The following is a 25,526-nucleotide window of genomic DNA, read 5'->3' as shown; positions in this document are numbered from 1 at the left end:
TTTGTTTCCGACATTTGCATCCGTCAGTTACAAGCGTTGAGCAAATGTCGGGATCAAACATCAAATTCAATCCACTAGCCTTGTTGGTAGAGAGTGTAGGCATCCTCACCCTTTGCATCGCTGTGGATGATTGCCATTAACCCGCGCACAACTGCGCCCGGATTTTTATGCTGGTAGATATTGCGCCCGTACACCATACCGACCGCACCCTGCTGCATCAGCGCTGCGGACTTTTCAAACACAGCGCGTAGATCTTCCTTACCACCACCACGCACCAGAACGGGGCAACGTGCAGCCTCTACCACGCGGTGAAAATCCTCTGCATTGGTCGTCGGATCGGCTTTGATGATATCTGCGCCCATTTCGCGGGCAAGTCTTGTCAGGGTCACGATTTTATCGGCGTCACCGTCGACCATGTATCCGCCGCGCTCCGTCACCGGCTGCATGACCAATGGTTCAATCATCAATGGCATGCCATATTTATCGCAATCAGCGCGCACACGCGCAATATTTTGCACGCACTGACGGAAAAGATCAGGCTCGTCCGGCACCATAAACAGATTAACGACCACGCAAGCGGCATCCATTTTGATAGCGCCGATCAGCGGTTCAGCTTCGTTTTGCAAAACGGCCCACATGGCCCGATGACGGATATGATTATAGGGATTCCCCATATCAATGCGCATCACCAGTGCCGGTTTGTCTTTGCCTTGCACATCCTGCAGCAGATCAGCCTGACCATAATTCATCTGAATGGCATCAGGGGCTGCACTGATCAATGCCTTGACAGTCGCTTGCATGTTTTCAAGCCCGTCCAAAAAAGAAGGCTCGTTACAGACACCGTGGTCAATAGCCACATCAAGGCAGCGTCCGCTACCAAAAAGGCGGTTCATCCGTACTTTAGAATTACCACGCATGATCTACTCCCTGTTTATTTCTGTCGTTAAGAATATCGAGGCCAACGCTATGGCGCTCATGGAGAAGGGTGAGGAACCGGCTACGCTCATTGCTTTTTTGTGTTGGTGGCCAGCGCTTTTCTTGTGCCAGCAGATCAAGCGCGGCATCCGTCATCTCGAGGGATAGTTGCCCGCTGATGGCCAAAGTGGTGCGTCGCAACAAAAGATCATCAAGATGTTCGACCGCTTCACTTTTGATCAGGTAGCGTAACTCGCGAACTGAATAATCCGCACATGGGAGTAGCTGATCCGGCTCTTGTCCGATGAACTCCGCTATTGCCTGAGCATCAGTGCCATAGCGTTGAAAAAGCACTGCTATCCTCGTTTCTGGTAGGCCAGTTTTGGCGATCAGATGCGCAATCCACGCGTCTGAATTTGCCGGATAATTCCTCCCGCCACCAATCGCACGATCAGTTGTACCTACAAGCCGAGGTCTGTTGAGACGCTGCAAAACCAAGTCGGCGGCCAGGGCACCAAAAGAGCGAAATGTCGTCCATTTGCCACCAATCATACATAGGATCGGCGGATTAACTCCTGTGTGTCCTATACCCGTGGGTTCTATAAAAGTGCAGTAATGCTCGCGTGGAATGCGACCGGTGAAATTGTCTTTACTGGCGGGTAGCGGTCTCACACCGGAAAACTGAAACACAATGTCCGGCGGTTCAATTTTAATATCGGGCAGCACAAAACCCAGTGATTGAAGAATATAATCCCGCTCATCGGGACTGCATATGGCTTCTTCCGGATTATCAATGCGGATATCCGTAGAGCCGACCAGTACCTTGCCGAGATATGGAAACAGGATGCAAATGCGCCCGTCTTCGTTCTCGTAATAAAGCATGTGCTCGCCCAGTGCGTTGCGTAACGCATCATTCTCAATAATCAGGTGCGAGCCTTTTGTTCCACCTAACAGCGGTGCGCCATGAGAAGCCTCCGGCAACAGGCTTTCATTGGCAATATCAATCCAGCCACCGGTAGCGTTGACAATCAAAGTCGGTTGGATGGGGGTTCGTGTCCCATTGATGTGGTCGAGTACTGTAAAGCCGCCATTTCCTTGGCTTTGCAGTTCGGCATAATTAAGTGCCCGCGCATTTGGGCCTGCCGAAAACCCGTCCTGTAAAAGTTCAAAACCAATGCGTTCCGGTTGTTTAACCCATGCGTCGTAATAGGTTGCCGAGCTTTTGACGGCAGGATTAAGCGCTGGCCATTTATCAAGTGTTGCCCGCCGCCCGCGAAAGCGATGTTTGGGCATAAGTGCACGTTTACGTGTAAGATAATCGTAAATACTCAATCCTGCTTTAACGACAATTGCGCCTCGTCGGCTTGGCTTACGGCTCAATCCAAGAAAACGCACAATACTATTTGCTAGCCCCGAAAAGACACCAAACACCGGAACGGTGGTTGGTAACGGGTGAACCAGATGCGGTGCGTTGCGCAATAGCCGGTCACGCTCCACGAGAGATTCTTTCACCAGGCTGAACTCACCGTTTTCGAGATATCGCAGACCGCCATGCACCATGCGCGACAGAGCCGCACTGGCACCTGAGCAATAGTCGTGCTTCTCAACAAGCACAACGGAGAGCCCTTGCAGCGTTAGTTCACGGAACACACTGATTCCGTTAATACCACCGCCAACAACGCACACGTCTACCTTCGGACTTTCATGAAGTCCGCTCAATATCTCTTCACGGGTCATGATGGGTCCGTTATTTGTCCAGATTGGTCAGCTTTGCTGCGATGGTCGTATCGATGACATCAAGATCATGCTGATCGAGTCTGATTGTCCCGGCCTTTGCATTTTCCAGTGCCTGTGCCGGATTACGCGCTCCGCATAAAGCAAATGTCACGCCTGGTTGTGTTAGCGTCCAGGCAATAACGATTTGCGCAATGCTTGCCTGATGCCTGTCGGCTACAGCCTGAATGTCTTCAACAAAAGAACTTATTTTCAGTCGGTTAGCTTTTGAAAACCGAGGATTATCTTTGCGCTGATCATCGCCTGAGAAAGTCCGCTCCGCATCCATTGTTCCAGCAAGCAGACCAAGCGCTAGCGATGAATAACTCAGGGTTGAAACATTGTTTGCCTGCGTCAACGGCAAAAGCTCTGTTTCAATCTCCCTGTCTATCATGCTGAATTTTTCCTGTATTGCATCCAGAAAACCGGTTGCGATATAGGCCTTCAGCTCTACTGCATTGACATTGCTGGCACCAATTGAGCGGATTTTTCCGGCTGTACGTAAGTCTTCAAGCGCACGCAAGGTTTCTTCAATCGGAGTGGTGGGGTCTTGCCAATGGGTAATATAGAGGTCGATATAGTCTGTATTGAGACGCCTCAGACTTTCATCCACCTCATGCATAATCGCATCTCGTCCGAGATAGCGATGCACAGGCTGGGTGTCCTGATCAAAAAAATACTGACCTCTTTGTGTATGCCATACGAGACCGCATTTGGTTGCGATGATAGCCTTATCGCGCCGCCCCTTGAGTGCCTTACCGACAATCTCTTCAGAGCGGCCAAGTCCGTAAGCGGGAGCGGTGTCAAGGAGTGTCACTCCGGCATCAAGCGAGGACTGAATGGCGGCGATTGACTCCTGCTCATCTGTGCCACCCCACATCCAGCCACCAATCGCCCAGGTTCCCAGCCCGACAGCAGATGCTTCCACACCCGATTTTCCAATTGCGCGTGTTAATTGTGTGTGGCTCATCCCCGTGCCCCTTCTGCATCTGCTATGTCAAGAATACGTTGTCCCGTCGCCTCATCTGTAATCAGCACATCAAGATGATTGCCGCGCAGGATGCTCAAGATCGGCCAAGCTTTGTTTGGTCCGCTGGCTAAACCGATTTTTGTTGGTATGGATTTGAATTCTTCTAGCTTCAGCGACACCAATGAATCATTGAGACTATAACCGCAGACACGGCCATGATCGTCCAGCAGGTGTGCGAGAAGTTCGCTGCGTGCGCCTGAGCGTTCAATCGCGTCTCGATCCATGCTGGAAGATGGATGCAGATCGTAATAACTCGAATCGTCAGTCAAAATGGACCCAATACCAACGACGGCAATGTTCGCTTCCTTCGCACGGCTGAAAACATCTGCGACCGAGCGCATGTTGATCAGCATTGTGCATTCGGCAGGACTGTCTGCAAAGAGCGGTGCATGGATTTGATAAGCGCGACCACCGAGCTTCTCGGCCATAAGCGTAGAGACGTGGTTTACATCGGTATAGTGTTTGCCCTGTACGCATCCAGTCAGCGGGATAACGTCAACATCAAAGCGACGAGGTGCCTGCAAACCTGCAACGACTGCGCTCACTCCTTTGCCGCCGGTGATGCAGATCGTATCGCCATCAGCGATTTCTTCGATCAACAGACGCGCGGCTGCTTCACCTACCGCCTGAAGTGCCGTCTGCGGGTTGTCCGAAACAGTTGGAACTACGATAGCGCGCTGAATTCCGCCTAACGCCAATAAGCGCTCTTCCATATCAACCAGTGGTTCAATGGGGGAAGTGATTTTAATTTCCACTAACCCTAATTGACGCCCACGTTTGATCAAGCGATTGACCGTTGGCTGTGAAATGCCGAGCCGTTCCGCGATCTGTGCTTGTGTCAGTCCTTCCAGAAAATGCAGGACCAAAGCCTGATGCATCTGGCGTGCAACTACAATTTCTTCGCGTGGCGCAGTGACAGTTTTGGGCTTCATCCGTACAATACTCATGATCAAGCCGCCTTTCGTTTATGTAGAAAATGGTCAATCGAAACGGCAGCGAGAAGAATGCAGCCTTTTATCATGTCCTGCCAATAGACAGACACGTTGAGCAATACCAGTGAACTTGTGACCAATGAGAGTAATGCGATACCAAGGATCGCACCAAGAATGGTTCCCGAACCACCATTGAGCGATGCACCACCTATGACCGCTGCTGCAATGATATTGAGTTCCATGCCAACACCAAAAGTAGGGGTGGCTGCACCGAAACGCGACATGTAGATAACACCGGCAACACCAGCAAGCGTTGAGCAAAGTACGGTGACCCAGAATTTAACTTGTTTGGTTTTAATGCCGGAATACAAAGCGGCTTTCTCATTGCTGCCCGTGTAAAAGACCTTGCGAAAGGCCGCTGCACGACGCAGCAGAAAATCAAACAACACAACAATCATCACGAAAATCAGGATGACATAGGGCACTCCATAAAAGTTGCCCTGTCCGATCATTTTAAAGGTTGGAGGCAGAGTGAATAGTGAAAGCGGAGTACCTTTGGTGATGATCAGACACAGGCCACGCACAATTACCATTGCGGCCAGTGATGTGATGAAATGATTGAGCCCCACAACTGTTACGAACAATCCCATCACACAGCCGATCAACCCACTGGAAAAAATACCGATGAGAGATGCACTCCATGGGTCCAATCCAGCAATAAACAGTGTTCCCGACAGCACCATTGCGAAACAGACGACCGAACCAACTGAAAGATCAATGCCGCCAACAATCAGTAATATTGTCATGCCTACAACGACAATGCCTTCGACTGAAAAACTCATCAACATGGCGCGGAAGTTGCCAAAGGTGAGGAAATGAGGCGATACGAAACTCATGGCAATACAAAGAACGAGAATGATCGCGATCAAGCCCGCCTCGCGCATTGAGCCAAGGCGTTTCCACGGTAAACTGCGTTGATTGTTTGCCGGCATCGTATCTACTGTCATTTGACTATCCCCTATTGTCTTTTTACGCGGCATGTTCTGTTGCATGCAGTGTTTTTTCCTCTTTCAGACCCGATGCGAGCCGGATAATGGCTTCTTCCGTCATTTCGTCCGCATTTAGCTCGCCAGCCACGGTTCCCTCGCGAATAACCAGGACGCGATCACACAGTCCCAACAGCTCTGGGAGTTCAGATGAAATGACAATAATTCCGATGCCAGAGCTCGCCAGCTCACGAAGCAACAAGTGGATTTCTGACTTTGCGCCGACATCAATGCCGCGCGTGGGCTCATCCATTAAAATCACTTTCGGACGAACCGCGAGTTGCTTTGCTATCGCCACTTTTTGCTGGTTGCCGCCGCTTAACGCGGAGACAGGCATATCCACATCACTCATTCTTACATTGAGGTGTTTTGAGAAATCTTTCGCTAACTGTTTTTCACTCTTTGCGTCAATCAAACCAAAGCGGGTGGTCAAGGATGCAAGGTTCAAAACTGAAATATTCTGCGCAATTGAGAGATCGAGAAAGATGCCGGAACCCTTCCGGTCTTCGGACAAATATACAATCCCAGCTTTCACCGCATTGGCATATTGTCGTATTTCCCGCAGTTGATCATTCAGGCGGATTTCCCCCTGGGTAATGGCGCGCAAACCACAAATACCTTCAGCAATTTCTGTTCTGCCCGAGCCAATCAAACCACCAATGCCCAGGATTTCTCCATGCATGAGGTCAAAGCTCACATCGTCAAATCGCGCGTCGTCACAGATATTGCGTATTGATAACAATGGTTTGGTTGAACGCTCAGCGGGATTTTGCTTTGCGGGGTAGAGCTGAGTAATTTCACGTCCCACCATCAGCCGCACGATATCATCGGCAGTGATGTCTGCTATATTTTCGGTTGAAACAAAGCAACCGTCGCGCAGAACTGTTACCCGATCACAGAGACTGAATATTTCGGCCATGCGATGGCTGATATAGATGATGGAAATACCTTGTGCTTTCAATTCGCGGATAATGTCAAACAGGATACGCGTCTCTGCTTCCGTTAATGCCGCTGTAGGCTCGTCAAAGATCAGAATCCGGCAATCCAGCGTCAGCGCTTTAGCGATTTCAACCAGTTGCTGACTGGAAATCGCAAGATCGCCCACTTTCCGCCGAACATCGATCGGCGCAAGCCGGTCCATGGTATTCTGTGCTTCATGCTCCAATTTGCGATAGTTCATCAGTAACGAACGCTGACGATTGGTTGCTGCCATGAAAATATTTTCAGCAACACTTGCATCGGGACACAGTGCAATTTCCTGATGCACGAGACCGATGCCAAGTGCCTGTGCTACAGTGGGTGAAGTAATTTTAACGGATACATTGTCGATCAGAATTTCGCCGTCGTCAGGCTGCAAAATACCGGCAATGATATTCATCAAGGTTGATTTGCCAGCGCCATTCTCGCCGCACACTGCATGAATTTCGCCTTTTTCCAAGGCAAAGCTCATGTTCGTAAGTGCCTTTACCGGACCAAACTGTTTGGTGACAGAGCAGATTTTTAAGACTGGCTTCAACGTCAACTTGTCTCACTCCCTGAATAGATCGTTAGTTCTGAGACATGATTTAGAGAGATATTTCTATCCACTCTAAATCATTGCCACTTACATCCTCAGAAAACCAAACTCGTATGACTTACTCTTCTATACCTTTTGTACCGCGGCGTTTGAGATACTTATCCCAATAAAAATCATCGGCATTGGTGGCAGTAACGATGGACAATCCATTGTCCACGAAAGGAATACTCATGGGGTTGGAGCCAGCGCGTTTTGCATCATTCATTGGATCAATCAGCTCAGGGTGCTTGGCAAACCAGAGCATCAAAAAGCCCATGTAACCCTGCATGCCCTGATTAGGATTGATCGAACCAAAGACTTCACCAGCTTTGATCATATCAAGAATATTCGCATTCACGTCGGCACACATGACAAGAACTTTGCCACCGCTTTCCTTGTTGGCTTGTGCTGCACCAATGGCCGAATTCGCTTCAGGCATGAACACAGCATTCAGATTAGGGTTGGCCTGAATAATACTCATCAGGGCCTGATAAGCTTTGGTCGGATCCTGATTGGATGCGGCTCTCCCAACCAGTTTCATGTCCGGCCATTTTTCCTTCATCCGCGCAGTAAATGCTGCCACGCGCTTATCGTGATTATCCTGACCAGGATTTTCGAGCACCGCATATTCGCCTTTGCCGCCCAACTTTTCCGCAATCGCATCAGCGGCATAAGTGCCTTCACGTGTATTGTCGGATGTGATGAACGAAACCCGCTTGGAAAGTGGTGAATCTGCTGCGAATGTAACCACTGCTGTTCCCTGATCAACCGCACGATTGATAGGTTCGATGAATGGATCTGAATTCATTGGGTGCACAAGAATGCCAGCCGGGTTTTGGGCTAAGGCTTGATCGAAACTGGCGATCTGCTTGTTAACATCATATTCCGGGGTGCCAGTGTAGGCGGTCTCACAACCAAATTGCTGACCGGCTTGTTTGAACATTTCATAGACCGGGAACCAATATTCAACCCCGGACACCATCACGTTCATCACGTATTTTTCCCCCGGTTTGCAATGAAACGGATTTTCCGTTTCAGCATGCGCGGCAAATGAGAGAAGTGTAGAGGCAAGAACTGTTAGTGCTGTCGTACTCAGAAATTTGCGCAAGATTCCCCCTTTAGGGCCAAAGGCCCATCCGTTGATGCGCGCCTTAAATGGCGCAGCTATTCTTTATGAAGTCCAGCACTCCTCCTCGAATGCTGATTGAGACAGCTAAGCGTAAGATTAAATGCCTGTCAATATAATTCAGTTAATGAATAATAATTCACAAAATTAGGTTGCGTGCCAGCACGGCCTCCGAGACGGAACTCGGCACACTCAAGACTTATGCCGAAACACGATATCAATGGGATAATGAAGAAGATGCCGGATCGACGGTAGTCTACGCTATGGTTACATTGATTTAGGCGATCTTCGCATTGGGCTTGATCAGTCTGCTTTTATCTCTTTTGTTGGCTATCTGGGCGATGTTTATAATGATGATGTGATCCTGGCCGGCGGCTATCGTACCGGACTTATCAGTTATACCTATTCTGGCGGTAACGGCGTATCGGCAATCCTGTCGCTGGAACAGCGTAAAAACAAGGATACCGATAGCAAATATGGCTATAACGGTACCATTAAGGACTACACTTCGCATGTTGTCGGTGGATTAAAATATGCCCAGGGCTGGGGTTCGGTGATTGCCGTCGCTGCCTATGATGCGCGTAATGAAAAATGGGCAGGTAAGTTACGTGGAAATCTCAATATCACGGATCGACTTTCACTGCGGGCGATGGGTGGTTACAAGTCCAACAAAGACACCTATATGGACGTCAAAGATGATAGTGGTCAGATTGCCGGTCAAGTACGCGCGATCAATAGTTTTTATGGTCAAATGGGGCGACGAGTGGGCTGCATGGGGCAGGGCGGCCTAAAAGGCAACTGACAAGGCAATCTTAAATGCTGAACTCGCCTATGATGGCACGAAGACTTTTTATGCAACCGCTAACTTCGCCTATGAAATGGTCCCCGGTTTCACCATCAACCCGGAAGTGTCTTATGTGCGGTGGCGCGATTATAAATCTGTCCAGAATGGTACAGATGCCTGGCAGGGCTTGATAATGTTCCAGCGGACTTTCTGAGGTAGAAATCAGCATCTGATGAGGTGCTTTCTGCTGATAGGCTTGTGACTATTAGAGCGCCGATCTGATTCAATCAAATCGGCGCTCTCACATTTCGGTATTTTCTCGCGCTTTCGGCAAGAAAATACTTTCGTCGATAGCCTTGCGTTCAGCGGCACATTCCCGCGCCAGAAAGTCGATCAGGGTACGCACCGAAGGCAGCAGGCCACGCCGGGATGGAAATACCGCATGCACGATGCCCGCAGCCGGGCGCCATTCGGGCAGGACAGGCACCAATTTACCTGCGGCAAGGTCCCGCCAGATCATCATGGTCGGTAGCTGCACGATCCCGGCACCGTCGAGTGCTGCATCGCGCAAGGCCGCCATATCGTCAGTCAGGAAGCGGGGACGGTGCGGAATGACGGCCCGTTCGCCATTGTGCTTCTCAAGCCGCCATTCGTAATTATGGGAGGCTGATGTCCATGCGAGGCTTGGCAGCCCCACCAGATCGGCCGGTGTCGTTACAGGCTCATTAAGGAAGCCCGGCCGCGCAACCAGATACTGCGAACTGTCGTCCAGTTTACGCATCAGAAGATCGGTTTGCTCCAGTGGCGGAAACCGCACGCGGATGGAAACATCGAAACGTTCACCGATCACGTCAACACGGCGATTGGTGCTTTCCAGATGCAGATCCACCTTCGGGTAGGCTGTGAGAAACTTGGCAAACAACGCACCGAACTGGAATGAAATCAGCGCTGTCGGGCAGCTCAATCGAACCACACCTTGCGGCTCATCGCGATGTTGCGCGATGAAAGCAGTGGCGGCCTCGGCTTCGACCAGAACGGCCAGACAGCGGCGATAGTATTCACGCCCGATATCGGTGACGGAAAAGTGGCGCGACGAGCGCTGGATCAATCGAATGCCAAGGCGCTCCTCCAGAATCGCGATGCGGCGACTGAGTTTCGATTTTTGCAGGCCGATGGCGCGGCCTGCCTGCGCGAAGCCGCCATGATCAACCACCTGCACAAAGTAATAAAGGTCGTTCAGGTCTTCCATCGTTTCATTAATAGAACGCAGCGTCGATTTTGACAATCTTTTGCGCTTTTCGTTGCTGGGATAGCTTTCACCCATTCTACCAACGCCAAACGTTACATGAGTGTACGGGTGGCGATCTATCCTCTGACTTCCTGAAAGGAAACGTCGATGACCAAGCCTTATGTACGCCTCAACAAGGACGATGTTGCTGTTCTTCTCGTTGATCACCAGACTGGCCTTCTGTCGCTGGTACGGGATTTCGACCCGGACAAATTCAAGAACAATGTGCTGGCGCTCGCCGATCTCGCCAGGTATTTCAAGCTGCCGACCGTTCTGACCACCAGTTTTGAAAACGGCCCGAATGGCCCATTGGTGCCCGAGCTGAAAGAAACATTCCCCGATGCTCCTTATATTGCTCGCCCCGGCCAGATCAACGCCTGGGACAATGAGGAATTCGTCAAGGCAGTGAAGGCCACCGGCAAGAAGCAGTTGCTGATCGCTGGTGTTGTGACCGAAGTCTGCGTGGCTTTCCCGGCATTGTCCGCTATCGAAGCCGGTTTCGATGTCTTTGTCGTCACCGATGCGTCGGGAACCTTCAATGAAGTGACCCGTCATTCGGCATGGGACCGCATGAGTGCAGCCGGTGTGCAGCTGATGACCTGGTTCGGCGTTGCCTGTGAACTGCACCGCGACTGGCGCAACGATATCGAAGGTCTGGGCACGCTGTTTGCCAACCACATTCCAGATTATCGCAACCTGATCACCAGCTACAACACGATGACGTCCGGCAAATAGACCGCCGCGACAATTCCGGTAAGCGAGCTTTGCTTGTCGGTTGGAACGTTGCAATAGAACGCCGGGTACATAGCCCGGCGTTTTGTTTTCTAAATGATTACACTTCAGAGGCGGTTATTGCTTCGCGAAGAACAGAGCGCAGCCAGGCAACAGCCGGATGCGCCCCGAAAGTATTGTGCGAGAGCATGTTGATCTGTGTGGCAGGAAGCGGATAAGGCGCATCATGCAGAACAAGACCGTAGGTATCTTGGTATGTTTCCGCGACACTGCGCGGTAACAGGGCGATCATATTGGTCGCTGCTACAAGCGGCGGTACGGCAAGAATGAGGGAGGTGGTAGCGCCGATGCGGCGTGACAGTCCGGCCTCCCGCAGCAACCCCTCAAGAAATAGCGGATTGCTGGTTACAAATGCACGTTCAAGGCCTTCCTGCTCTTGCATACCTGCAGCTTCCATTGCTGCACGGCCTGACAATAGGATGTCAATGTGCGGATAATGCCCGAGTGTTTCAATCGTCAGCGGTCCAGACGATGCCGGATGGCCCTTGCGCATGATCCAGACATTATCGACGGATACGAGCAGTTCGCGCCTGAAACGGCTGGGAACACGCCCGAAAGCCCCAACAACGAGATGCAGCGTTCCGCGATCCAGCTCTTCGACCAGATTGAGATCGTTAAACAACCGCAACCAAAGCCGGATGCCCGGCGCTTCCCTTTCAAGCCGCTCCATGACTGCTGGGAAGAGGGTGCTGATATAAAAATCGGAAGTGGCAACCACGAAGCTCATATCTGCTGTGGCGGGATCGAACTGAACTGGTGAAAGCGCTGCCGATATGTCGGCAAGGGCCGAACGCAGCGGCTGTGATAGCTCTTCGGCGCGAGGCGTTGGATGCATACCCTGCGGACCGCGCACGAACAGTTCGTCAGACAGAATATATCGTAATTTTCCAAGTGCGTGACTGACTGCCGACTGGGTGAGATTGAGCCTCTCCCCGGCCTTGGTCACGTTCCGCTCTTCCATCAAAGCGTTGAAGACGCGGATCAGATTAAGATCGATATTATGAATTTTGCTCATAATTCAGATTATAACAAATCATTTCAATCATGAAAGGGGTCGTACCATATTCGCTCCATCAAACGGCTTTGATTTTCACAAGCCAAAACAAAGTCCCAAGGAGACAGAAAATGAAAAAGATCGCTTTTGCTATTACCGCAATTGTTCTCAGTACCGGTGCTGCTCTGGCTGAAAACCCATTCGTCGGTCAGCCCGAAGCCATGGCTGAACAGGACAAGGAATTTGTTCTGCCCGGACGGGATGTGAACTTTCCTGTTCGCAAGCTCGACTTCACCAGCACGGCGGCGATCACCCCTGCACCACAGGTGAAGGAAGACGGTTCGGCGCATCGCTTTGGTGATGCTTCACCTTCCAGCTTCCAGAACTAACCAGATCCGACTTGCTGTGAAACTGAAGGCGAAGCTTGGGCTTCGCCTTTCGGTTCTCACAGTCCGAACATCGATTCAGATAAACAACTCAGGAACTGCGTGTCATGAACAAGCCAGTTGTTCTCTTTCAGCAGCCGGCTCCAGCCAAGGATAAGCCGGAGACCCCTAAAGCAGCAGGAAAGTCCCGTCGCCGAGCCTATCTCAGCCTTGCGCGCGCGTCTGTGATTGTCGCCGGGATCGGTTTGGCCATTGTTATACCGCTTGGCTGGGGAAGCTGGGTGGCGGGCATGACCAGCCAGACGACCGACAATGCCTATCTGCGCGCTGACACAACGCCCGTTAGCGCCGAGGTTGGCGGGCGTATCGTGCACCTGCTGGTAGGGGATTACCAGCACGTCAAGACCGGACAATTGCTGATGGAGATCGATCCGACCCAATATCAGGCACAGGTGGATCAGGCCAGGGCAAGCGTAGCCGCCGCACAGGCCACAATCCGCAATGCGCAGAGTAACATCACCTTGCAGCAGCGTGTGATCGAACAGGCAGAAGCCGGACTGGCGGCACTCAACGCCGACCGCGAGCGTGTCGTCAGCGAAGGTCACCGTCAGACATCCCTGACCAAAGACGGTTGGTCGACGGCCCAGAAGCTGGAAGCCGCAATCGCCGACGTCAAACGCATCGAAGCGCAGATCGCCGAAAAACAGGCCGAAATAGCAGCCGAACGCCAGAAACTGGACGTTCTGGCTACCCAATCCGATCAGGCGCAGGCTGAACTGTCCAATCAGCAGGCTGCATTGCGGCTCGCGCAGATCGATCTGGATCGTACCCGCATTTTAGCCCCGATGGATGGCGTTGTGGGTGTCAGCGGCGCGCGCGAAGGACAATATGTGCGGGCCGGGTCGCAGCTCGTTTCCATCGTGCCTGTCTCGAAGCTTTATGTCGTCGCTAATTTCAAGGAAACGCAGCTGGCCAAGTTCAGGCCGGGGCAGCTTGTCAGCGTGACGGTCGATACATTCCCGGGCAAGGAGCTGCGCGGTCATGTGGAGCGATTGTCACCGGCAACCGGATCAGAATTCAGCCTGCTGCCGCCGGACAATGCGACCGGCAACTTCACCAAAGTGGCCCAGCGCGTCGGCGTGCGTATCGCACTTGAACACAATGATGAACTCGACGGTCTGCTTCGCCCGGGCATGTCAGTCGTGGCAACCGTGCATACAGACCAGAGCATTGAGACAACAGCCAGTCTCATCAAATAGCTAATTAGGCCGCTTGCCGCGAAACTTCGTTTGAGACGGCAGGCGGCAGGAGCCGAAAAGCCATGTCCACCGCTGCGACCGTTCAGGGTTCTGCCCAATCGCGCCCCACAAGCCTACCCAACATGCGGGCTTTGATCGGCGTCGCCGCCGTCCTGCTTGGCACAACGACATCCCTGTTGAACTCGCGCCTCACCGATATCGGGCTTGCCGATATTCGCGGAGCGCTTGGCGTCGGCATGGATGAGGCGAGCTGGCTGACGACAGCTTATGTCGTTGCCGAAGTGGCCGCCATACCATCCGCCGTCTGGCTACGCTCGATCCTCTCGCCCGCCCGCGGGGTCATGATCGGAGCGCTTATTTTCACGATCGCATCGATGCTGGCGCCGTTCAGCCCCAATCTCGAAACCCTGATCAGCATTCAGGCGGTACGCGGCCTGAGTGCAGGTATCCTGATGCCGATGGCTTATGCCGTGATCATGCGGCATCTGCCACAGCACTTGCGGCTCTATGGCTTGTCGCTTTATGCGCTGGCTTCGTCACTGACGCCAAGTCTCGCCGTCAGCATCGAGGGATGGGTGATTACTCACTTGTCTTGGCAATATCTGTTCTGGATCAACATTATACCCGGCAGTCTTACACTGCTGGCGGGAGCCTACGGGCTCGCCAACGATCCTATCAAATTCCTGCGTTTCCGCCGACATGACGGTTTCGGTCTGCTGGCGCTTTCTTTCGGGCTGGCTGCATTGGTTACGGCACTCGATCAGGGCAACCGCCTCGACTGGCTCGGGTCGGGATTGATCGTGGGTCTACTAGTTTCAGCTCTGTTCTTCCTGAGCATTTATTTCATCCATGCATTGTGGCATCCGGATCCGGTGGTCAGTCCGCGTCTGCTTGCCAGACGGAATATTGGCTTCAGCCTGTTCCTGATGTTCGCCATGCGCATCGGGTTGATGACCTCTGCTTATCTGCTGCCGCAGTACCTGATCCGTATTCAGGGCTATCGCGCGCTGGAAAGCGGCACGATGTTCTGGGTCTCTGTTCTGCCGCAGATCGTTCTGACGCCATTCGTTGCCTGGCTGGCCTACAGGATGGATCCGCGCAGTCTGGCAGCATTCGGGCTGATGCTGTTCGGCGCAGGCGTTCTTATGCTGTCCGGTCTCACGCATCTGTGGACCTCGGATCAGATATTGCCTTCGTTGTTCGTGCAGTCCATCGCGGCACCATTCACCGCCATACCTCTGATGGTTCTGATAACGGAAGACATCAGCGTCAGGGAAATACCGTGGATTGCTTCCCTTGTTCATATCGTTCGCACGGTTGGCACAGCCATTGGCCTTGCTGCGGTCAGCACATTTACACGCATGCAGGAGCAGCTGCACTCCAATCTGCTTGGCCTGCATCTGGAACGGGGCGCTGCGGATGTGCAGGGCCGTATCGATCGAACCGCAGCCATGCTGGAAGCTCATAACAGCGATCCGACGACGGTGACTGCCCAAGCCACGGCCATGCTCGCCAGAACCGTTCAACGGGAGGCTTTCGTGTTGGCCTACAGCGACATGTTTGTCTTGATCGGTCTTGCCATTGCTCTTGCAGCGCTCGCAACACTCTTCATGCGCCGGCCAAAGCTGCCAGGGAAATTCCTGTGATACCGGCTGTATCTGCTGCAGTTCCCGCTTCAACGCAAGCAACCGTCCTATTTATAGGACATTGAGTACCGAAATCCGAACTACACAGCGTTGCGCCCCACAGCTACTTACAAAGGCATCGAAGCGATCACTGTATTCACGCTTCACGGTTAAATCTCGACAAGGAAATGGACATGAGAAAGTTCGTACTGCCATTCTTAGCCTCGTTGCTGTCAGTCTCGGCTGCCCAGGCTGCGGATTACAAACTGGACCCAACACATACAAAAGCTGTTTTCTATATTGATCACTTCAATACATCGACAAACAGCGGCGGTTTCTATGAAATCAACGGCGATATCTCGTTCGATCCTGAAACCATGGATGGGAAGATGGATATTTCAATTCCCGTAAAGACGCTGAATACAGGCATGGCCGCATTTGATAAGCACGTGACAGGTGCCGACATGCTGGACGCGGAAAAGTTCCCGACCATTGAGTTCAAGTCGACTAAGTGGAACTTTGACGAAAACAAGCTGGTATCGGTGGATGGCAATCTGACCATGAAGGGAAAGACCCAGCCAATCCAACTCACGGCCACCAAGTTCGGTTGCTACCAGAGCCCGATCTTCAAGGCAGAAGTCTGTGGTGGCGATTTTGAAGCAACCATCGATCGCACCCAATGGGGCGTGGACTTCCTTGTAAAGGAAGGCATGGCCAAGATGGTCAAGCTTGAAATTCAGGCTGAGGCTATCAAGCAGTAAATCAACTGCTCTGACGACATGTATAGGCTTATAGTTCTTTGTCCCCATATGACAGCCAGCGAGCCAAACGGCACGCGTGGCCATGGGGACAATTTAGTGTCGATCAACCCGCCGTTTTGAACGCCGCGTTGTCGTTTCAGCTGAGGAACAGTCTGACGAGCAACGGAACAACAAGTGACGTTGCAATAGCGTTCAGGGCCATGGCAATCCCGGCGAAGAGCCCAGCCGTCTCATCGACATCAAAGGCACGCGCGGTTCCGATGCCGTGCGACGTCAGCCCCACCGCAAATCCACGTGCAGCGTAGTCCTTTATCCGCATGGCATTCATGAAAGGTGTAACCACAAGCGCGCCGATAATGCCGGTAAGTACGACCAACACCGCAGTTAGCGACGGTGTGCCGCCAAGTGTGGAAGAGATCGCCATGGCAACCCCTGCAGTTGCGGATTTTGGCAGAAAAGAAATCAGCACTTCATTGGAGAGATTGGCCCATTTGCCCATCACCACAATGGAAAGAACTGCAAAGAACGAGCCGACGACGAGCGCTGCTCCCATTGGGATGAGCGCTTGCCGCACCTGATGCCATTGGCGGAACAGAGGCACGGCGATAGCGACAGTGGCTGGACCGAGCAGGAAGTGGATAAACTGGGCTCCCTCAAAGAACTCTCCATAGGGAACATCGAAGATCACAAGAAGGCTGGACAGCAGCACGATGGAAATCAGTACAGGATTGGCCAATGGGTGGCGCTTCAGTCGAACGGAAATATGCGTTGCCACGATCCATGCGCATAATGTGAGAGTAAGCCACAGCAGTGGCGATGCTGAAAGGTAAACCCAGAGTTCCAGCGGATGTTTCATAACGCTACCTCCGCCCCATTAAGCGTTGCACAAGAATGAAGGTCCAGACCGTCACCGCCAATGTGAGAATTGCCGAGATCACAACGATAGCCAGAATTGCGGTGGCTTGCCCCTGAATCTGGCTCCACATAGCCACCACTCCGACGCCGGCCGGGACAAAAAGCAGGCCGAGATTACTGAGAAAGCCATCGGCCGCCGTTTCAGCTTCGGCAAAGACACCCCAGTCGAATATTTTGCACAGTTGCATGGCAACGAACAGAAGCACGAGCCCCACAACGGGGCCCGGTATGGGGAGCCCGCTCAAGAAGATGATGCTTTCGCCAAGCAGCTGAAACAACAATAGCAGCGCTATACCCTTGATCATGAAAGCTTCGTCTCCGGTTGTAATCTGAGTAACCAAGGTAAACGACCGGCAGTCCCACAGTCTATACCGTCGACGGCGATAGTGTTTCTGATTTGCATGATCATATGTCCGTCGAGCGGGTCCATATCGAGGGCACTTTCAGGATACCGGGTTTCGATAATGTGCCTTCTTGCATGCGCACTGGCAGTACCGATATTATACTCAGTTACTAAGATATACTGTCGACCAAGATTGTCGGCATGGGCCTTAAGGAGAGAATGACATGGAATTGGGCGTATATAGTTTCGGGGACGTGCAGAAGAATACCGCCACTGGCGAGCTTGGCTCTACGGCAGACGCAATGCGCAACCTGCTCGAGGCGATCCAACTTGCTGATGAGGTGGGTCTCGATTATTTTGGTATCGGCGAGCATCATACACGCGAGATGCCAGCTTCGGCTGCGACGGTTATTCTGGGCGCAGCAGCATCGACGACAACAAACATTAAACTTGGTAGTGCGGTCACAGTGCTCAGCACCGATGACCCGGTGCGTGTTTATCAGCAGTTTGCTACGGTGGACGCATTGTCGAACGGACGTGCCGAAATTACGGCTGGCAGAGGATCCTCAACAGAATCCTTTCCGCTTTTCGGACATGATCTCAACAACTATGACGAGCTTTATGCCGAAAAACTTGAACTGCTTTTGAAGATCAACGAAAGCGAAAAAGTTACCTGGAAGGGTAAATTTCGTCCGGTGCTGAACGACGCACTTGTAGTGCCTCGCCCGGATAGCGGATCGTTGCCGGTATGGCTCGCGACCGGGGGCAACCCGCATTCGTCGGTTCGTGCCGGTCTTCTCGGCCTTCCGATTTCCTACGCTATTATCGGCGGTCAGGCGTCGCGATTTGCACCATTGGCTGATCTTTACCGACGCGCGGCCGCCCAGGCGGAAATCGCACCGGAAAAGGTGAAGGTCTCGGTCGCAAGCCCGGGTTTCATCGGCGAGGATGCAAAGGAAGCCAAGGAGTTTTTCTGGACCCATTGGCATGCCGTCATGGAACAGCTCGGCAAGATCCGAGGCTTCGCGCCGCCGCCACGCTCCCACTATGACAAGGAAGCGAGTGGTGCGGGCGCACTCTTTGCGGGTAGTCCGGAGGAAATAGCCGAGCGTATCGTCGAATTGTACAAGCATATCGGTCATACGCGACAGTTCTTCCAGATGGACGTCGGACAGATGCCACACAAGGCATTCCTGCGTTCGATAGAACTGCTGGGTACCAAGGTGAAGCCGCTCGTCGATGCGGAACTGGGTTCAGGAAAATAAACAGGAACGAACTGAATATGCCAATATCTCAGGCCAAAACCATCGGCATATTGGGTGCGGGCCGTGTCGGCACCGCCATAGCTCGTCGCGCAATTGCGGCGGGCTATGAGGTGCGATTGGCCTTCCAAAATGCCGGAAGATATCGCGCTCGTGGTGGAAATTATGGTGCCGGGTGCAAAAGCTGATACGGCGGAAAACGTGATAGCGGCTGCCAATATTGTCGTACTTGCTTTGCCACTTTCCAAATATCGCAGCCTTTCACCGGAACTGTTGGCCGACAAGATTGTTGTTGATGCCATGAACTACTGGGCACCAACAGACGAAACAATTGCAGAGTTTGAAGGCGAGCGCTCGTACAGGCCGGAGATGTCGTGATTGACGCCACTACGGTGCCCTGTGGCAGAGGTGCTCTCTCGGCAGGCACCTGCCCGTCCGTAAGGCTAATAAGAGCGTCGAATTTTCTTGCGGAAATCCGGGCCGTTGAGCCGCGGTACTCGATATGCGGCGTTCACAGGTCACAGGAAACCGAGGGGTCAATCTCGCCCTGAGCGGCTCGGTATGCGACGCGCTTCTGGTGCCGACACCTGCCGAACTGCCATACGCGATAAACCGATACGGCCGCCTGTCGAAGGTGCTGGTTGTCTCTGCCCGCGAGATCCTGATTGCTATCCGATTGCGGCAAGAACGTTATCGTGATTGTTTCAGGCGGCAATATTGAACCCGTAGTTTTAAACAAGCGCTCACACGGACCACACATCGTCGCTTTTGCGATAAATCTTTATTCAAGAGGTTAAAATGGTTTCGGTCATTGAAAAATTCGCCACCCTCGCCACCGACAATGCACCGGGGCAGGAAGTCAGGCAAAGCGTAGGTAATATCAGCGACCTGATGCGCGGTGATGAAATGTCCGGTCGTCTGGTCGATTTCTCGCACGGCGACGTCGATGCCTTCACTCCGACGCCAGGCTCGTTCGAGCGGTTTTCGGAGGCGGTTCTGGCCGGTGGTCGTCAAGCCTATACCGAGTATCGCGGTTCGTCTGAAATCCGGGTCGAACTGGCTGGGCGGCTTGCAGCTTTCACCGGTGCACCGGTTTCTGCTGACGAGGGCATTATCCTCACCCCGGGGACGCAAGGTGCGTTGTTTCTGGCCGTCGCCTCAACAGTCACTGACGGCGACAAAGTGGCGATTGTGCAGCCGGACTACTTTGCCAATCGCAAACTAGTCCAGTTTTTCGGTGGTCAGGTGATGCCGGTGACGATGAATTATATGAATTCAACTGTTGAGGCAGGTCTGGATCTTTCTCATCTGCGTGCCACATTCGAGGCGGGGGCCAAGACTTTCCTATTCTCCAACCCGAACAATCCGACTGGCGCAGTCTATTCCGAATCTGAGATCGACCAGATCGTCGAACTAGCCAAGGAGTTTGACGTTACGATCATTGCTGATCAGCTTTATTCCCGGCTGCGTTATGAAGGCGAATCCTACACTCATATCCGGGCTCGCGGTTTGTCGGCCGAAAAAGTGCTGACCATTATGGGGCCGTCAAAAACGGAATCGCTCAGCGGCTATCGTCTCGGAGTGGCATTTGGCTCTCCAACAATCATCGGTAGAATGGAGAAGCTGCAAGCCATCGTATCGCTGCGTGCGGCAGGCTACAACCAAGCGGTATTCAGGACCTGGTTCAATGAGCCAGAGGGATGGATGGATGAGCGCATCCGGCTGCATCAGGCGATCAGAGACGACCTGCTCAAGGTGTTCCGTAGTGGTGGCCTTGAGGCACGCACGCCGCAAGCTGGAAGCTATTTGTTTCCGACACTACCAACACTTTCGGTCGACCTTCAGGATTTCGTCAGACTGCTTCGGCATCAGGCCAGTGTCATCGTCACCCCCGGAACCGAATTCGGGCCCCACACCAATAGCGTTCGCCTGAACTTCTCACAGGATCATTCGGCCACTGTTGAAGCTGGAAAGCGCATAGTGGAGATGGTCAAGCGCTATCGGAGCTAGGAAAGCGGCCAATTGTTTAATTAAACTCATCTCTGAATGCCAGCTTGATGTCGAATATGGCTATGATTTCGTTTTCGAAGCCGAATTGACGAGCAAGCATATCGCCGTTAACAAACACTCGTGTCAAAATGCTGAATTGTATATCGTACATCTTCTGCCTGCCTGAAATAGCACTTCGGTTCGCTGGAATTCTTTTCTCAAGAGGCATGATGTGGTGGCGATAACAATTCAACCACATATTGCTGATGCTAATGATATCTACGGAGCTCGAGAATGATAAACGTCAGAAAATGGTCTTGTGGAATTGCGTTTGGTCTAAGCCTGACGCCTCTGTTGTTTTCTCAAGCTCTGGCCGCGTCATCGAATTCGGGAGATCTTTCTGCCGAGCAACGCGCCGAACTTCAGCGCTCTGCTGGTATCAGTTGCGACGCGAATGGCAATGACGATTGCACCGCCGGCAACGTTGAAAGTGGCGATTATTACAACGTACGGATCTATGGTGATTGCGCGAATGCTGCTTATTTTGGGCGGATAAGCGATAAGGCGGTTTCTCTGAGGAAAGATGTCGCAACAACTGGGACAGAAGGCAAAACAAATGGGCCGTTGGCGCCTGAGCAATTGGTTTGTATCAAAGCGGCCGCTCAGGTGAACGTGACAGATAAAGAATATTATGTCATGGCGCTCCCAATGGATCACGGCCCGGAATGCAAAGGCGAAGAGCTGTGCAAGAAGCCTCGGTCACTTCCAGAAAACTATCAAAAGACGATGGCTAATTGCCAGCCTGACAGTCAGAATGACTATCGCGGCTGTCCACAGGGATGGGTTTTTGCAACTGAAATGGAGGCTTATTCAAACGGGCTGCCTGGTGCACAGTAACTGACAGCCGCGCACGATGATAACGAGGGTCTCTGACATTCACGCGGTTGGGTTTTCACTGCGGGAACCGCAGCGCTATGTTCAATTGCAGCATGTCGCTTCAGCTATAGCGGAGGCAGACCCCATACGATTGACACTGAAAAGCTGGAGCAAATTTCACGCGCTCAATCCTAAAGCCCGTAAAGCCTTCGTTTGCCGGACATTTAGCCTGCGGTATAAACGATCTGCACTGGACTTCAAATCAGAGCCTTCTGTCAATCAACACTCAGGTCAAAGCACTTGGGAGCGGCTTTTCACGGCGTAAGCGTTCCGGCAGATCAGGATTTGCAATGAAGGGCCGACCGAAGGCAATCGTGTCAGAGTTTCCCGACAGGACAGCTGCGCGTGCCGTTCCCGGCTGGAAGCCATCCGCAGAAACGATAGGGACAACGAACGCCATCTTAAAGAGCGCAGCCACCTCGGGGGTATCCATGTCAAGCGGCTTTTCGTCATTGGTGAAGTCCGCGCGGTGGCAGGTCCTTCCCAAGCTTAGGGTATTGCTGTCGGCTTCCGTGCGAATGCGTTTGTAAATTGGCAAAAAAGATTGCGATCAAGGTGTGCGGGAAACAACTGCCTAAATTCTGCTTAGAGAAGTCCAGTCAATCGACATAAAGCCAACATGTAGCCTTTACAAAGAGTTAGGACTTTAGTTCAGGCATAGACGTCCGAAACGTCGTATCAAGGCCAAGCCGTGTGAGGACCGCCAACAAGATCACTCTGGACTTTTCCAGACCAGGAGGGTCCACGGCAACGGGTTTATTGAAGCCTTCAATAGCAAGCTTGGTGCAGGGTGTTTGAATGCACATTGTTTCTTAACGCAGGAAGAGGCGCGCGAAAAATTGGAGAGGTTGCGTAGAGACTACAATGAGGATCATCTTTATTTGACAATCGGATATATCGTACCGATTGGCTTGCATAATCCCGGTGGCGTAACCGGAACGCCACTGGCATAAGGGCTGAAAAGTCCTGATTTCTGGCGGTCTAATCTTGGGGTTCAGTGCAACGACTGGTAACGGTCAAGGTATCACCGATCATGAAAATAAGTTGTCGGGACCTGATTCAAGGGAGACAGGCTTGAGGCTTGGCTAAAATCCTGTCGTTGTTTGATAATGTTCGGAATTCACGCCACAGCACCCTTGTATTTGCCCTATGAGGCCGCCCAGAGCTGCGGCCGACGAAACAAGCCCCCGGCTCCCAAGAAATGGGATCGCACAAACTGCGCCGAAGAATTTCAATGTCCTGCCAGTTAATTTGATGGGTAGTCCTCTGACGGTCTTCACGGGGTTTTCTCTGTAACGTGCTGAGAATTCGGTGATGTTATGATCGCGATTGCGTCGGAAGTGATACGCAAGGGTGAGGCGTGAAGCAGGAACGGTTTCGTACACAATAGCATCGTGCGCCCAGCCGGTTTCGGCGCCCAGGCTCTTGGCTGTCGCCCACAGGTTCCAGTCTTCTCCACCGGAGAGATCAAATCTTTGATCGAAGCGAAGGCCTGTTTCCCGGAAAAAGCTTAAGCGCCCCATCCAGCTTCCCGTTGCAATTTTGATAGTATGGCCCTGACCAGACAGCGCTTTTGTTTTGCATTTGCGTTCCGATTTCATACTGCTGTGTTTTATACCAGACCATACGATCTTCTGCATAAGGCTCAAATCCTTCCCAAAAGGGATAGGACGAACTGGCGATCCGATTATATCGAGATCAAGCCTGTCGCGCTCGGCAAGCAAATTGATAAGCCAGTCTTTGTGTACTTGCTCGTCATCATCAACGTAGACCAGAAAGTCATAACCTTTGTCGACCGTGTAATTCAGAGCGAAGTTTCTGACAGCGCATATGCCAGGTTTACCCTGGTTGAAATAGGCAACTTCGGTATCTGTGACAGAGGAGCGGAATTGGTCGACGATCTCGCCCAAAGAACAATGGTCCTTATTTTCGATGATCAGGAAAGAAACCTTATCCATTGCCGGGAGCGTCATATCCCTTAATGAAGCCAGCAGATTAGCTAACATCTTTGGCCTGTCTCGCGTTGCCACGGAAACACAAATATGACGCCCCATGCTCAACCCCACCTTTAATTCATGCATTGCCCAGCGGTGATTTGATCGGGAATATGAAAATTAGATATCACTGAAACTTGGTATTTTATGAGATCCCATAGACTGCACATAAAGGCAGGATGTCAAAAATACCTGAATTCAGGGATATGCAGCAGGTCCTGCTAATTTTACTTGGTTCTCCAGCCTGCGGGTATTATTGGAGAAACAACATGAATCTGAGATCACTTCTTATCGCATCTGGCATCGCACTTTCGAGTGCAGGCGTTGCGAATGCCGCCGATGCTATTCTCTCACAAGAGCCGACGCCAGCTATTTCGGCTCCTGTTTTTTCATGGTCAGGCAGTTATATCGGCGGTCAAGTCGGTTATGGTTGGGGCAAGTCGAGGCTCGGTGATGGCGAAGAGTCCATTTCTCTGAAGCCTGATGGTTTCCTCGGTGGCCTTTATGCGGGCTATAATTTCGACACGGGAAACAATGTGGTTCTGGGTATCGACGGAGATCTGACTTTCAACAATCAGAAAGACAGCATTTCAGAAAGCGATGATTTTCTTACGGCCACAATTGAAAGCAAGCTTCGTTGGTCGGGTGCAGTGCGTGCTCGGGCGGGTGTCGCGGTCGACCGCTTCCTGCCTTATATCGCTGGTGGCGTAGCGTTCGGCAGTGTTAAGAATTCTGTTTCCCTCACCGATGGAATCGATAGTATCAGCGCCTCGCAAAGCAAGACTTTGACGGGTTGGACGATCGGTGGCGGTGTTGATTATGCCGCAACCGATAATGTGATCCTGCGACTTGAATACCGTTATACGGATTATGGCAAAAAGACCTTCAGTGCCGGTGACGACGATTTCGGTTTCGATTCCGTCCATAACAAATTCAAGACAAACGAAATTCGACTTGGCGTAGCATACAAATTCTAAAACACGTCAAAAGTTAACGGCTTGAGGTATCGTCCGGGTTCTCCAGAGGATACCTCAACAATTGTATCAGATTATTTATCAAATTCCTTGAGATAAAGATGTTTAGTTGTAATAGAAGTTTCTAAACCAGTAATTGGTCTGAAAGGAGATGCCGATGCCACTGAGCGCGCTTGCAGCCGATATCGCGTTGCCTGCACCGGTGCTTCTCGTTGAAGACGATATGGTGGTGCGACGCAGGCTCGAAATGCTGCTGCTTCAGTTTGGCTACCAACTGGAAGCAATTATCTTTGCCGCTTCACTGGCCGAGGCGCGCGCCTGTATGGCGGATCAGCCAGTTGCACTGGCTTTGGTCGATATCGGTTTGCCTGATGGCAGTGGAATTGATCTGATTTCTGAACTTCATGCTTCAGATCCGGGGCTGGCTATTCTTGTTATTTCGGCATGGTGTACGCAGGATGTTATTCTTTCTGCCTTGAGGGCAGGCGCTGTAGGTTATGTTCTTAAAGAACGTGACGATCTGGAAGTTGCCATCGCAATAAGAAGTGTCTTGCGCGGTGGGGCACCTATCGATCCGTTTGTCGCAAAGCGAATTATCGAGGAATTGCCTGCTCAATCGCCAGAACGGATGGCCGATGACGGCATGCAAGTACTGACTGCGCGCGAGAGCCAGATATTGCTTTTGGTGGCCGAAGGACTTGGCAATAGGGATATTGCAGAGCGCCTCTGCCTGTCACGGTACACTGTGGAGTGTCATATCAAACGGATTTATCGCAAGCTTGCCGTCTCCTCACGGACGCGAGCCATCCATACCGCGAGACAGCGCGGATTGTTGGCGTGAGGTGGC

General features: G+C 52.1%; 27 protein-coding genes and 1 pseudogene. 15 read left to right on the top strand and 13 right to left on the bottom strand.

Annotation, left to right across the window (positions count from 1 at the left end; all coding sequences use genetic code 11):
- Positions 1 to 74: 74 nt before the first annotated feature.
- The 7 genes from ACSME1_RS19860 to ACSME1_RS19830 all read right to left on the bottom strand — a co-directional run bounded on the left by ACSME1_RS19860 (position 75) and on the right by ACSME1_RS19830 (position 8,359).
- Positions 75 to 917 (bottom strand): class I fructose-bisphosphate aldolase, encoded by an 843-nt coding sequence (locus ACSME1_RS19860; protein ID WP_105707150.1) that lies wholly within the window; start codon positions 915 to 917, stop codon positions 75 to 77.
- Positions 907 to 2,652, bottom strand: coding sequence for a glycerol-3-phosphate dehydrogenase/oxidase (locus tag ACSME1_RS19855; protein ID WP_105707148.1), 1,746 nt, complete (start codon positions 2,650 to 2,652; stop codon positions 907 to 909). The genes ACSME1_RS19860 and ACSME1_RS19855 overlap by 11 nt, the downstream gene beginning before the upstream one ends.
- 10 nt (positions 2,653 to 2,662) lie before the next feature.
- Positions 2,663 to 3,658 (bottom strand): aldo/keto reductase, encoded by a 996-nt coding sequence (locus tag ACSME1_RS19850; protein WP_435655684.1) that lies wholly within the window; start codon positions 3,656 to 3,658, stop codon positions 2,663 to 2,665.
- A complete protein-coding gene (locus tag ACSME1_RS19845) occupies positions 3,655 to 4,665 on the bottom strand; it encodes a sugar-binding transcriptional regulator (protein ID WP_105707144.1) in 1,011 nt (336 codons plus the stop codon). The genes ACSME1_RS19850 and ACSME1_RS19845 overlap by 4 nt, the downstream gene beginning before the upstream one ends.
- 2 nt (positions 4,666 to 4,667) lie before the next feature.
- Complete coding sequence (locus ACSME1_RS19840) at positions 4,668 to 5,657, bottom strand: ABC transporter permease (RefSeq protein WP_181153649.1); 990 nt, start codon at positions 5,655 to 5,657, stop codon at positions 4,668 to 4,670.
- Between the two features lie 22 nt (positions 5,658 to 5,679).
- Complete coding sequence (locus ACSME1_RS19835) at positions 5,680 to 7,218, bottom strand: sugar ABC transporter ATP-binding protein (RefSeq protein WP_105707142.1); 1,539 nt, start codon at positions 7,216 to 7,218, stop codon at positions 5,680 to 5,682.
- Positions 7,219 to 7,330: 112 nt separating this feature from the next.
- A complete protein-coding gene (locus tag ACSME1_RS19830) occupies positions 7,331 to 8,359 on the bottom strand; it encodes a substrate-binding domain-containing protein (RefSeq protein WP_100559888.1) in 1,029 nt (342 codons plus the stop codon).
- A 161-nt stretch (positions 8,360 to 8,520) separates the two neighbouring features.
- On the opposite strand from ACSME1_RS19830, the pseudogene ACSME1_RS19825 reads away from it, so the two are divergent.
- A pseudogene (locus ACSME1_RS19825) lies at positions 8,521 to 9,375 on the top strand (porin); the annotation flags it as partial.
- Between the two features lie 87 nt (positions 9,376 to 9,462).
- Here the strand turns inward: ACSME1_RS19825 and ACSME1_RS19820 are convergent.
- Positions 9,463 to 10,410 (bottom strand): LysR substrate-binding domain-containing protein, encoded by a 948-nt coding sequence (locus ACSME1_RS19820; RefSeq protein WP_435655786.1) that lies wholly within the window; start codon positions 10,408 to 10,410, stop codon positions 9,463 to 9,465.
- A gap of 147 nt (positions 10,411 to 10,557) precedes the next feature.
- Between ACSME1_RS19820 and ycaC the strand changes: the two genes are divergently transcribed.
- Positions 10,558 to 11,184, top strand: a complete 627-nt coding sequence (gene ycaC / locus ACSME1_RS19815) for an isochorismate family cysteine hydrolase YcaC (RefSeq protein ID WP_105707140.1) — start codon at positions 10,558 to 10,560, stop codon at positions 11,182 to 11,184.
- Between the two features lie 97 nt (positions 11,185 to 11,281).
- On the opposite strand, the gene ACSME1_RS19810 is transcribed toward ycaC, so the two are convergent.
- The gene (locus ACSME1_RS19810) at positions 11,282 to 12,256 is read right to left on the bottom strand and encodes a LysR substrate-binding domain-containing protein (protein ID WP_105707138.1); all 975 of its coding nucleotides are present in this window, start codon (positions 12,254 to 12,256) and stop codon (positions 11,282 to 11,284) included.
- 110 nt (positions 12,257 to 12,366) lie between these two features.
- Between ACSME1_RS19810 and ACSME1_RS19805 the strand changes: the two genes are divergently transcribed.
- The 4 genes from ACSME1_RS19805 to ACSME1_RS19790 all read left to right on the top strand — a co-directional run bounded on the left by ACSME1_RS19805 (position 12,367) and on the right by ACSME1_RS19790 (position 16,266).
- Positions 12,367 to 12,624 carry a hypothetical protein gene (locus ACSME1_RS19805; RefSeq protein WP_435655683.1) on the top strand — a complete coding sequence of 86 codons (258 nt, stop codon included), beginning with the start codon at positions 12,367 to 12,369 and terminating at the stop codon, positions 12,622 to 12,624.
- A gap of 104 nt (positions 12,625 to 12,728) precedes the next feature.
- Positions 12,729 to 13,880 (top strand): HlyD family secretion protein, encoded by a 1,152-nt coding sequence (locus tag ACSME1_RS19800; protein ID WP_435655682.1) that lies wholly within the window; start codon positions 12,729 to 12,731, stop codon positions 13,878 to 13,880.
- 62 nt (positions 13,881 to 13,942) lie between these two features.
- Positions 13,943 to 15,526, top strand: coding sequence for a DHA2 family efflux MFS transporter permease subunit (locus ACSME1_RS19795; RefSeq protein WP_435655681.1), 1,584 nt, complete (start codon positions 13,943 to 13,945; stop codon positions 15,524 to 15,526).
- 173 nt (positions 15,527 to 15,699) lie between these two features.
- Positions 15,700 to 16,266, top strand: coding sequence for a YceI family protein (locus tag ACSME1_RS19790; protein ID WP_435655680.1), 567 nt, complete (start codon positions 15,700 to 15,702; stop codon positions 16,264 to 16,266).
- 136 nt (positions 16,267 to 16,402) lie between these two features.
- On the opposite strand, the gene ACSME1_RS19785 is transcribed toward ACSME1_RS19790, so the two are convergent.
- A complete protein-coding gene (locus tag ACSME1_RS19785; RefSeq protein ID WP_105707128.1) occupies positions 16,403 to 17,122 on the bottom strand; it encodes an LrgB family protein in 720 nt (239 codons plus the stop codon).
- A gap of 4 nt (positions 17,123 to 17,126) precedes the next feature.
- Complete coding sequence (locus ACSME1_RS19780) at positions 17,127 to 17,486, bottom strand: CidA/LrgA family protein (protein ID WP_435655679.1); 360 nt, start codon at positions 17,484 to 17,486, stop codon at positions 17,127 to 17,129.
- A 262-nt stretch (positions 17,487 to 17,748) separates the two neighbouring features.
- Between ACSME1_RS19780 and ACSME1_RS19775 the strand changes: the two genes are divergently transcribed.
- The 6 genes from ACSME1_RS19775 to ACSME1_RS19750 all read left to right on the top strand — a co-directional run bounded on the left by ACSME1_RS19775 (position 17,749) and on the right by ACSME1_RS19750 (position 21,672).
- Positions 17,749 to 18,789, top strand: a complete 1,041-nt coding sequence (locus tag ACSME1_RS19775) for an LLM class flavin-dependent oxidoreductase (protein ID WP_105707124.1) — start codon at positions 17,749 to 17,751, stop codon at positions 18,787 to 18,789.
- Positions 18,790 to 18,806: 17 nt separating this feature from the next.
- Complete coding sequence (locus ACSME1_RS19770) at positions 18,807 to 18,974, top strand: NAD(P)-binding domain-containing protein (RefSeq protein ID WP_210202176.1); 168 nt, start codon at positions 18,807 to 18,809, stop codon at positions 18,972 to 18,974.
- Positions 18,919 to 19,164 carry an NAD(P)-binding domain-containing protein gene (locus tag ACSME1_RS19765; protein ID WP_435655678.1) on the top strand — a complete coding sequence of 82 codons (246 nt, stop codon included), beginning with the start codon at positions 18,919 to 18,921 and terminating at the stop codon, positions 19,162 to 19,164. The genes ACSME1_RS19770 and ACSME1_RS19765 overlap by 56 nt, the downstream gene beginning before the upstream one ends.
- 124 nt (positions 19,165 to 19,288) lie before the next feature.
- Positions 19,289 to 19,507, top strand: coding sequence for a hypothetical protein (locus tag ACSME1_RS19760; RefSeq protein WP_435655677.1), 219 nt, complete (start codon positions 19,289 to 19,291; stop codon positions 19,505 to 19,507).
- A gap of 77 nt (positions 19,508 to 19,584) precedes the next feature.
- The gene (locus ACSME1_RS19755) at positions 19,585 to 20,796 is read left to right on the top strand and encodes a pyridoxal phosphate-dependent aminotransferase (RefSeq protein WP_105707122.1); all 1,212 of its coding nucleotides are present in this window, start codon (positions 19,585 to 19,587) and stop codon (positions 20,794 to 20,796) included.
- Positions 20,797 to 21,069: 273 nt separating this feature from the next.
- On the top strand, positions 21,070 to 21,672 hold the full coding sequence (locus ACSME1_RS19750; RefSeq protein ID WP_105535198.1) for a hypothetical protein: 603 nt from the start codon (positions 21,070 to 21,072) through the stop codon (positions 21,670 to 21,672).
- Positions 21,673 to 21,937: 265 nt separating this feature from the next.
- Here the strand turns inward: ACSME1_RS19750 and ACSME1_RS19745 are convergent, their stop codons facing one another.
- Positions 21,938 to 22,129, bottom strand: a complete 192-nt coding sequence (locus ACSME1_RS19745) for a hypothetical protein (protein ID WP_435655676.1) — start codon at positions 22,127 to 22,129, stop codon at positions 21,938 to 21,940.
- Positions 22,130 to 22,388: 259 nt separating this feature from the next.
- Between ACSME1_RS19745 and ACSME1_RS19740 the strand changes: the two genes are divergently transcribed.
- Positions 22,389 to 22,664 carry an integrase core domain-containing protein gene (locus ACSME1_RS19740; protein WP_435655785.1) on the top strand — a complete coding sequence of 92 codons (276 nt, stop codon included), beginning with the start codon at positions 22,389 to 22,391 and terminating at the stop codon, positions 22,662 to 22,664.
- A gap of 132 nt (positions 22,665 to 22,796) precedes the next feature.
- Here ACSME1_RS19740 and ACSME1_RS19735 read toward each other — a convergent pair whose 3' ends face one another.
- On the bottom strand, positions 22,797 to 23,765 hold the full coding sequence (locus tag ACSME1_RS19735; protein ID WP_105707251.1) for a glycosyltransferase family 2 protein: 969 nt from the start codon (positions 23,763 to 23,765) through the stop codon (positions 22,797 to 22,799).
- A gap of 209 nt (positions 23,766 to 23,974) precedes the next feature.
- Between ACSME1_RS19735 and ACSME1_RS19730 the strand changes: the two genes are divergently transcribed.
- Positions 23,975 to 24,682, top strand: a complete 708-nt coding sequence (locus tag ACSME1_RS19730) for an outer membrane protein (protein WP_105707115.1) — start codon at positions 23,975 to 23,977, stop codon at positions 24,680 to 24,682.
- Between the two features lie 154 nt (positions 24,683 to 24,836).
- Complete coding sequence (locus tag ACSME1_RS19725) at positions 24,837 to 25,520, top strand: response regulator transcription factor (protein WP_105707113.1); 684 nt, start codon at positions 24,837 to 24,839, stop codon at positions 25,518 to 25,520.
- Positions 25,521 to 25,526 lie beyond the last annotated feature (6 nt).

This window comes from Brucella pituitosa (assembly GCF_965577835.1).
GTDB classification, from domain to species: domain Bacteria; phylum Pseudomonadota; class Alphaproteobacteria; order Rhizobiales; family Rhizobiaceae; genus Brucella; species Brucella pituitosa.
Note: the sequence above shows the minus strand (reverse complement) of the source record. Positions and strands in the feature narration are given on the sequence as shown.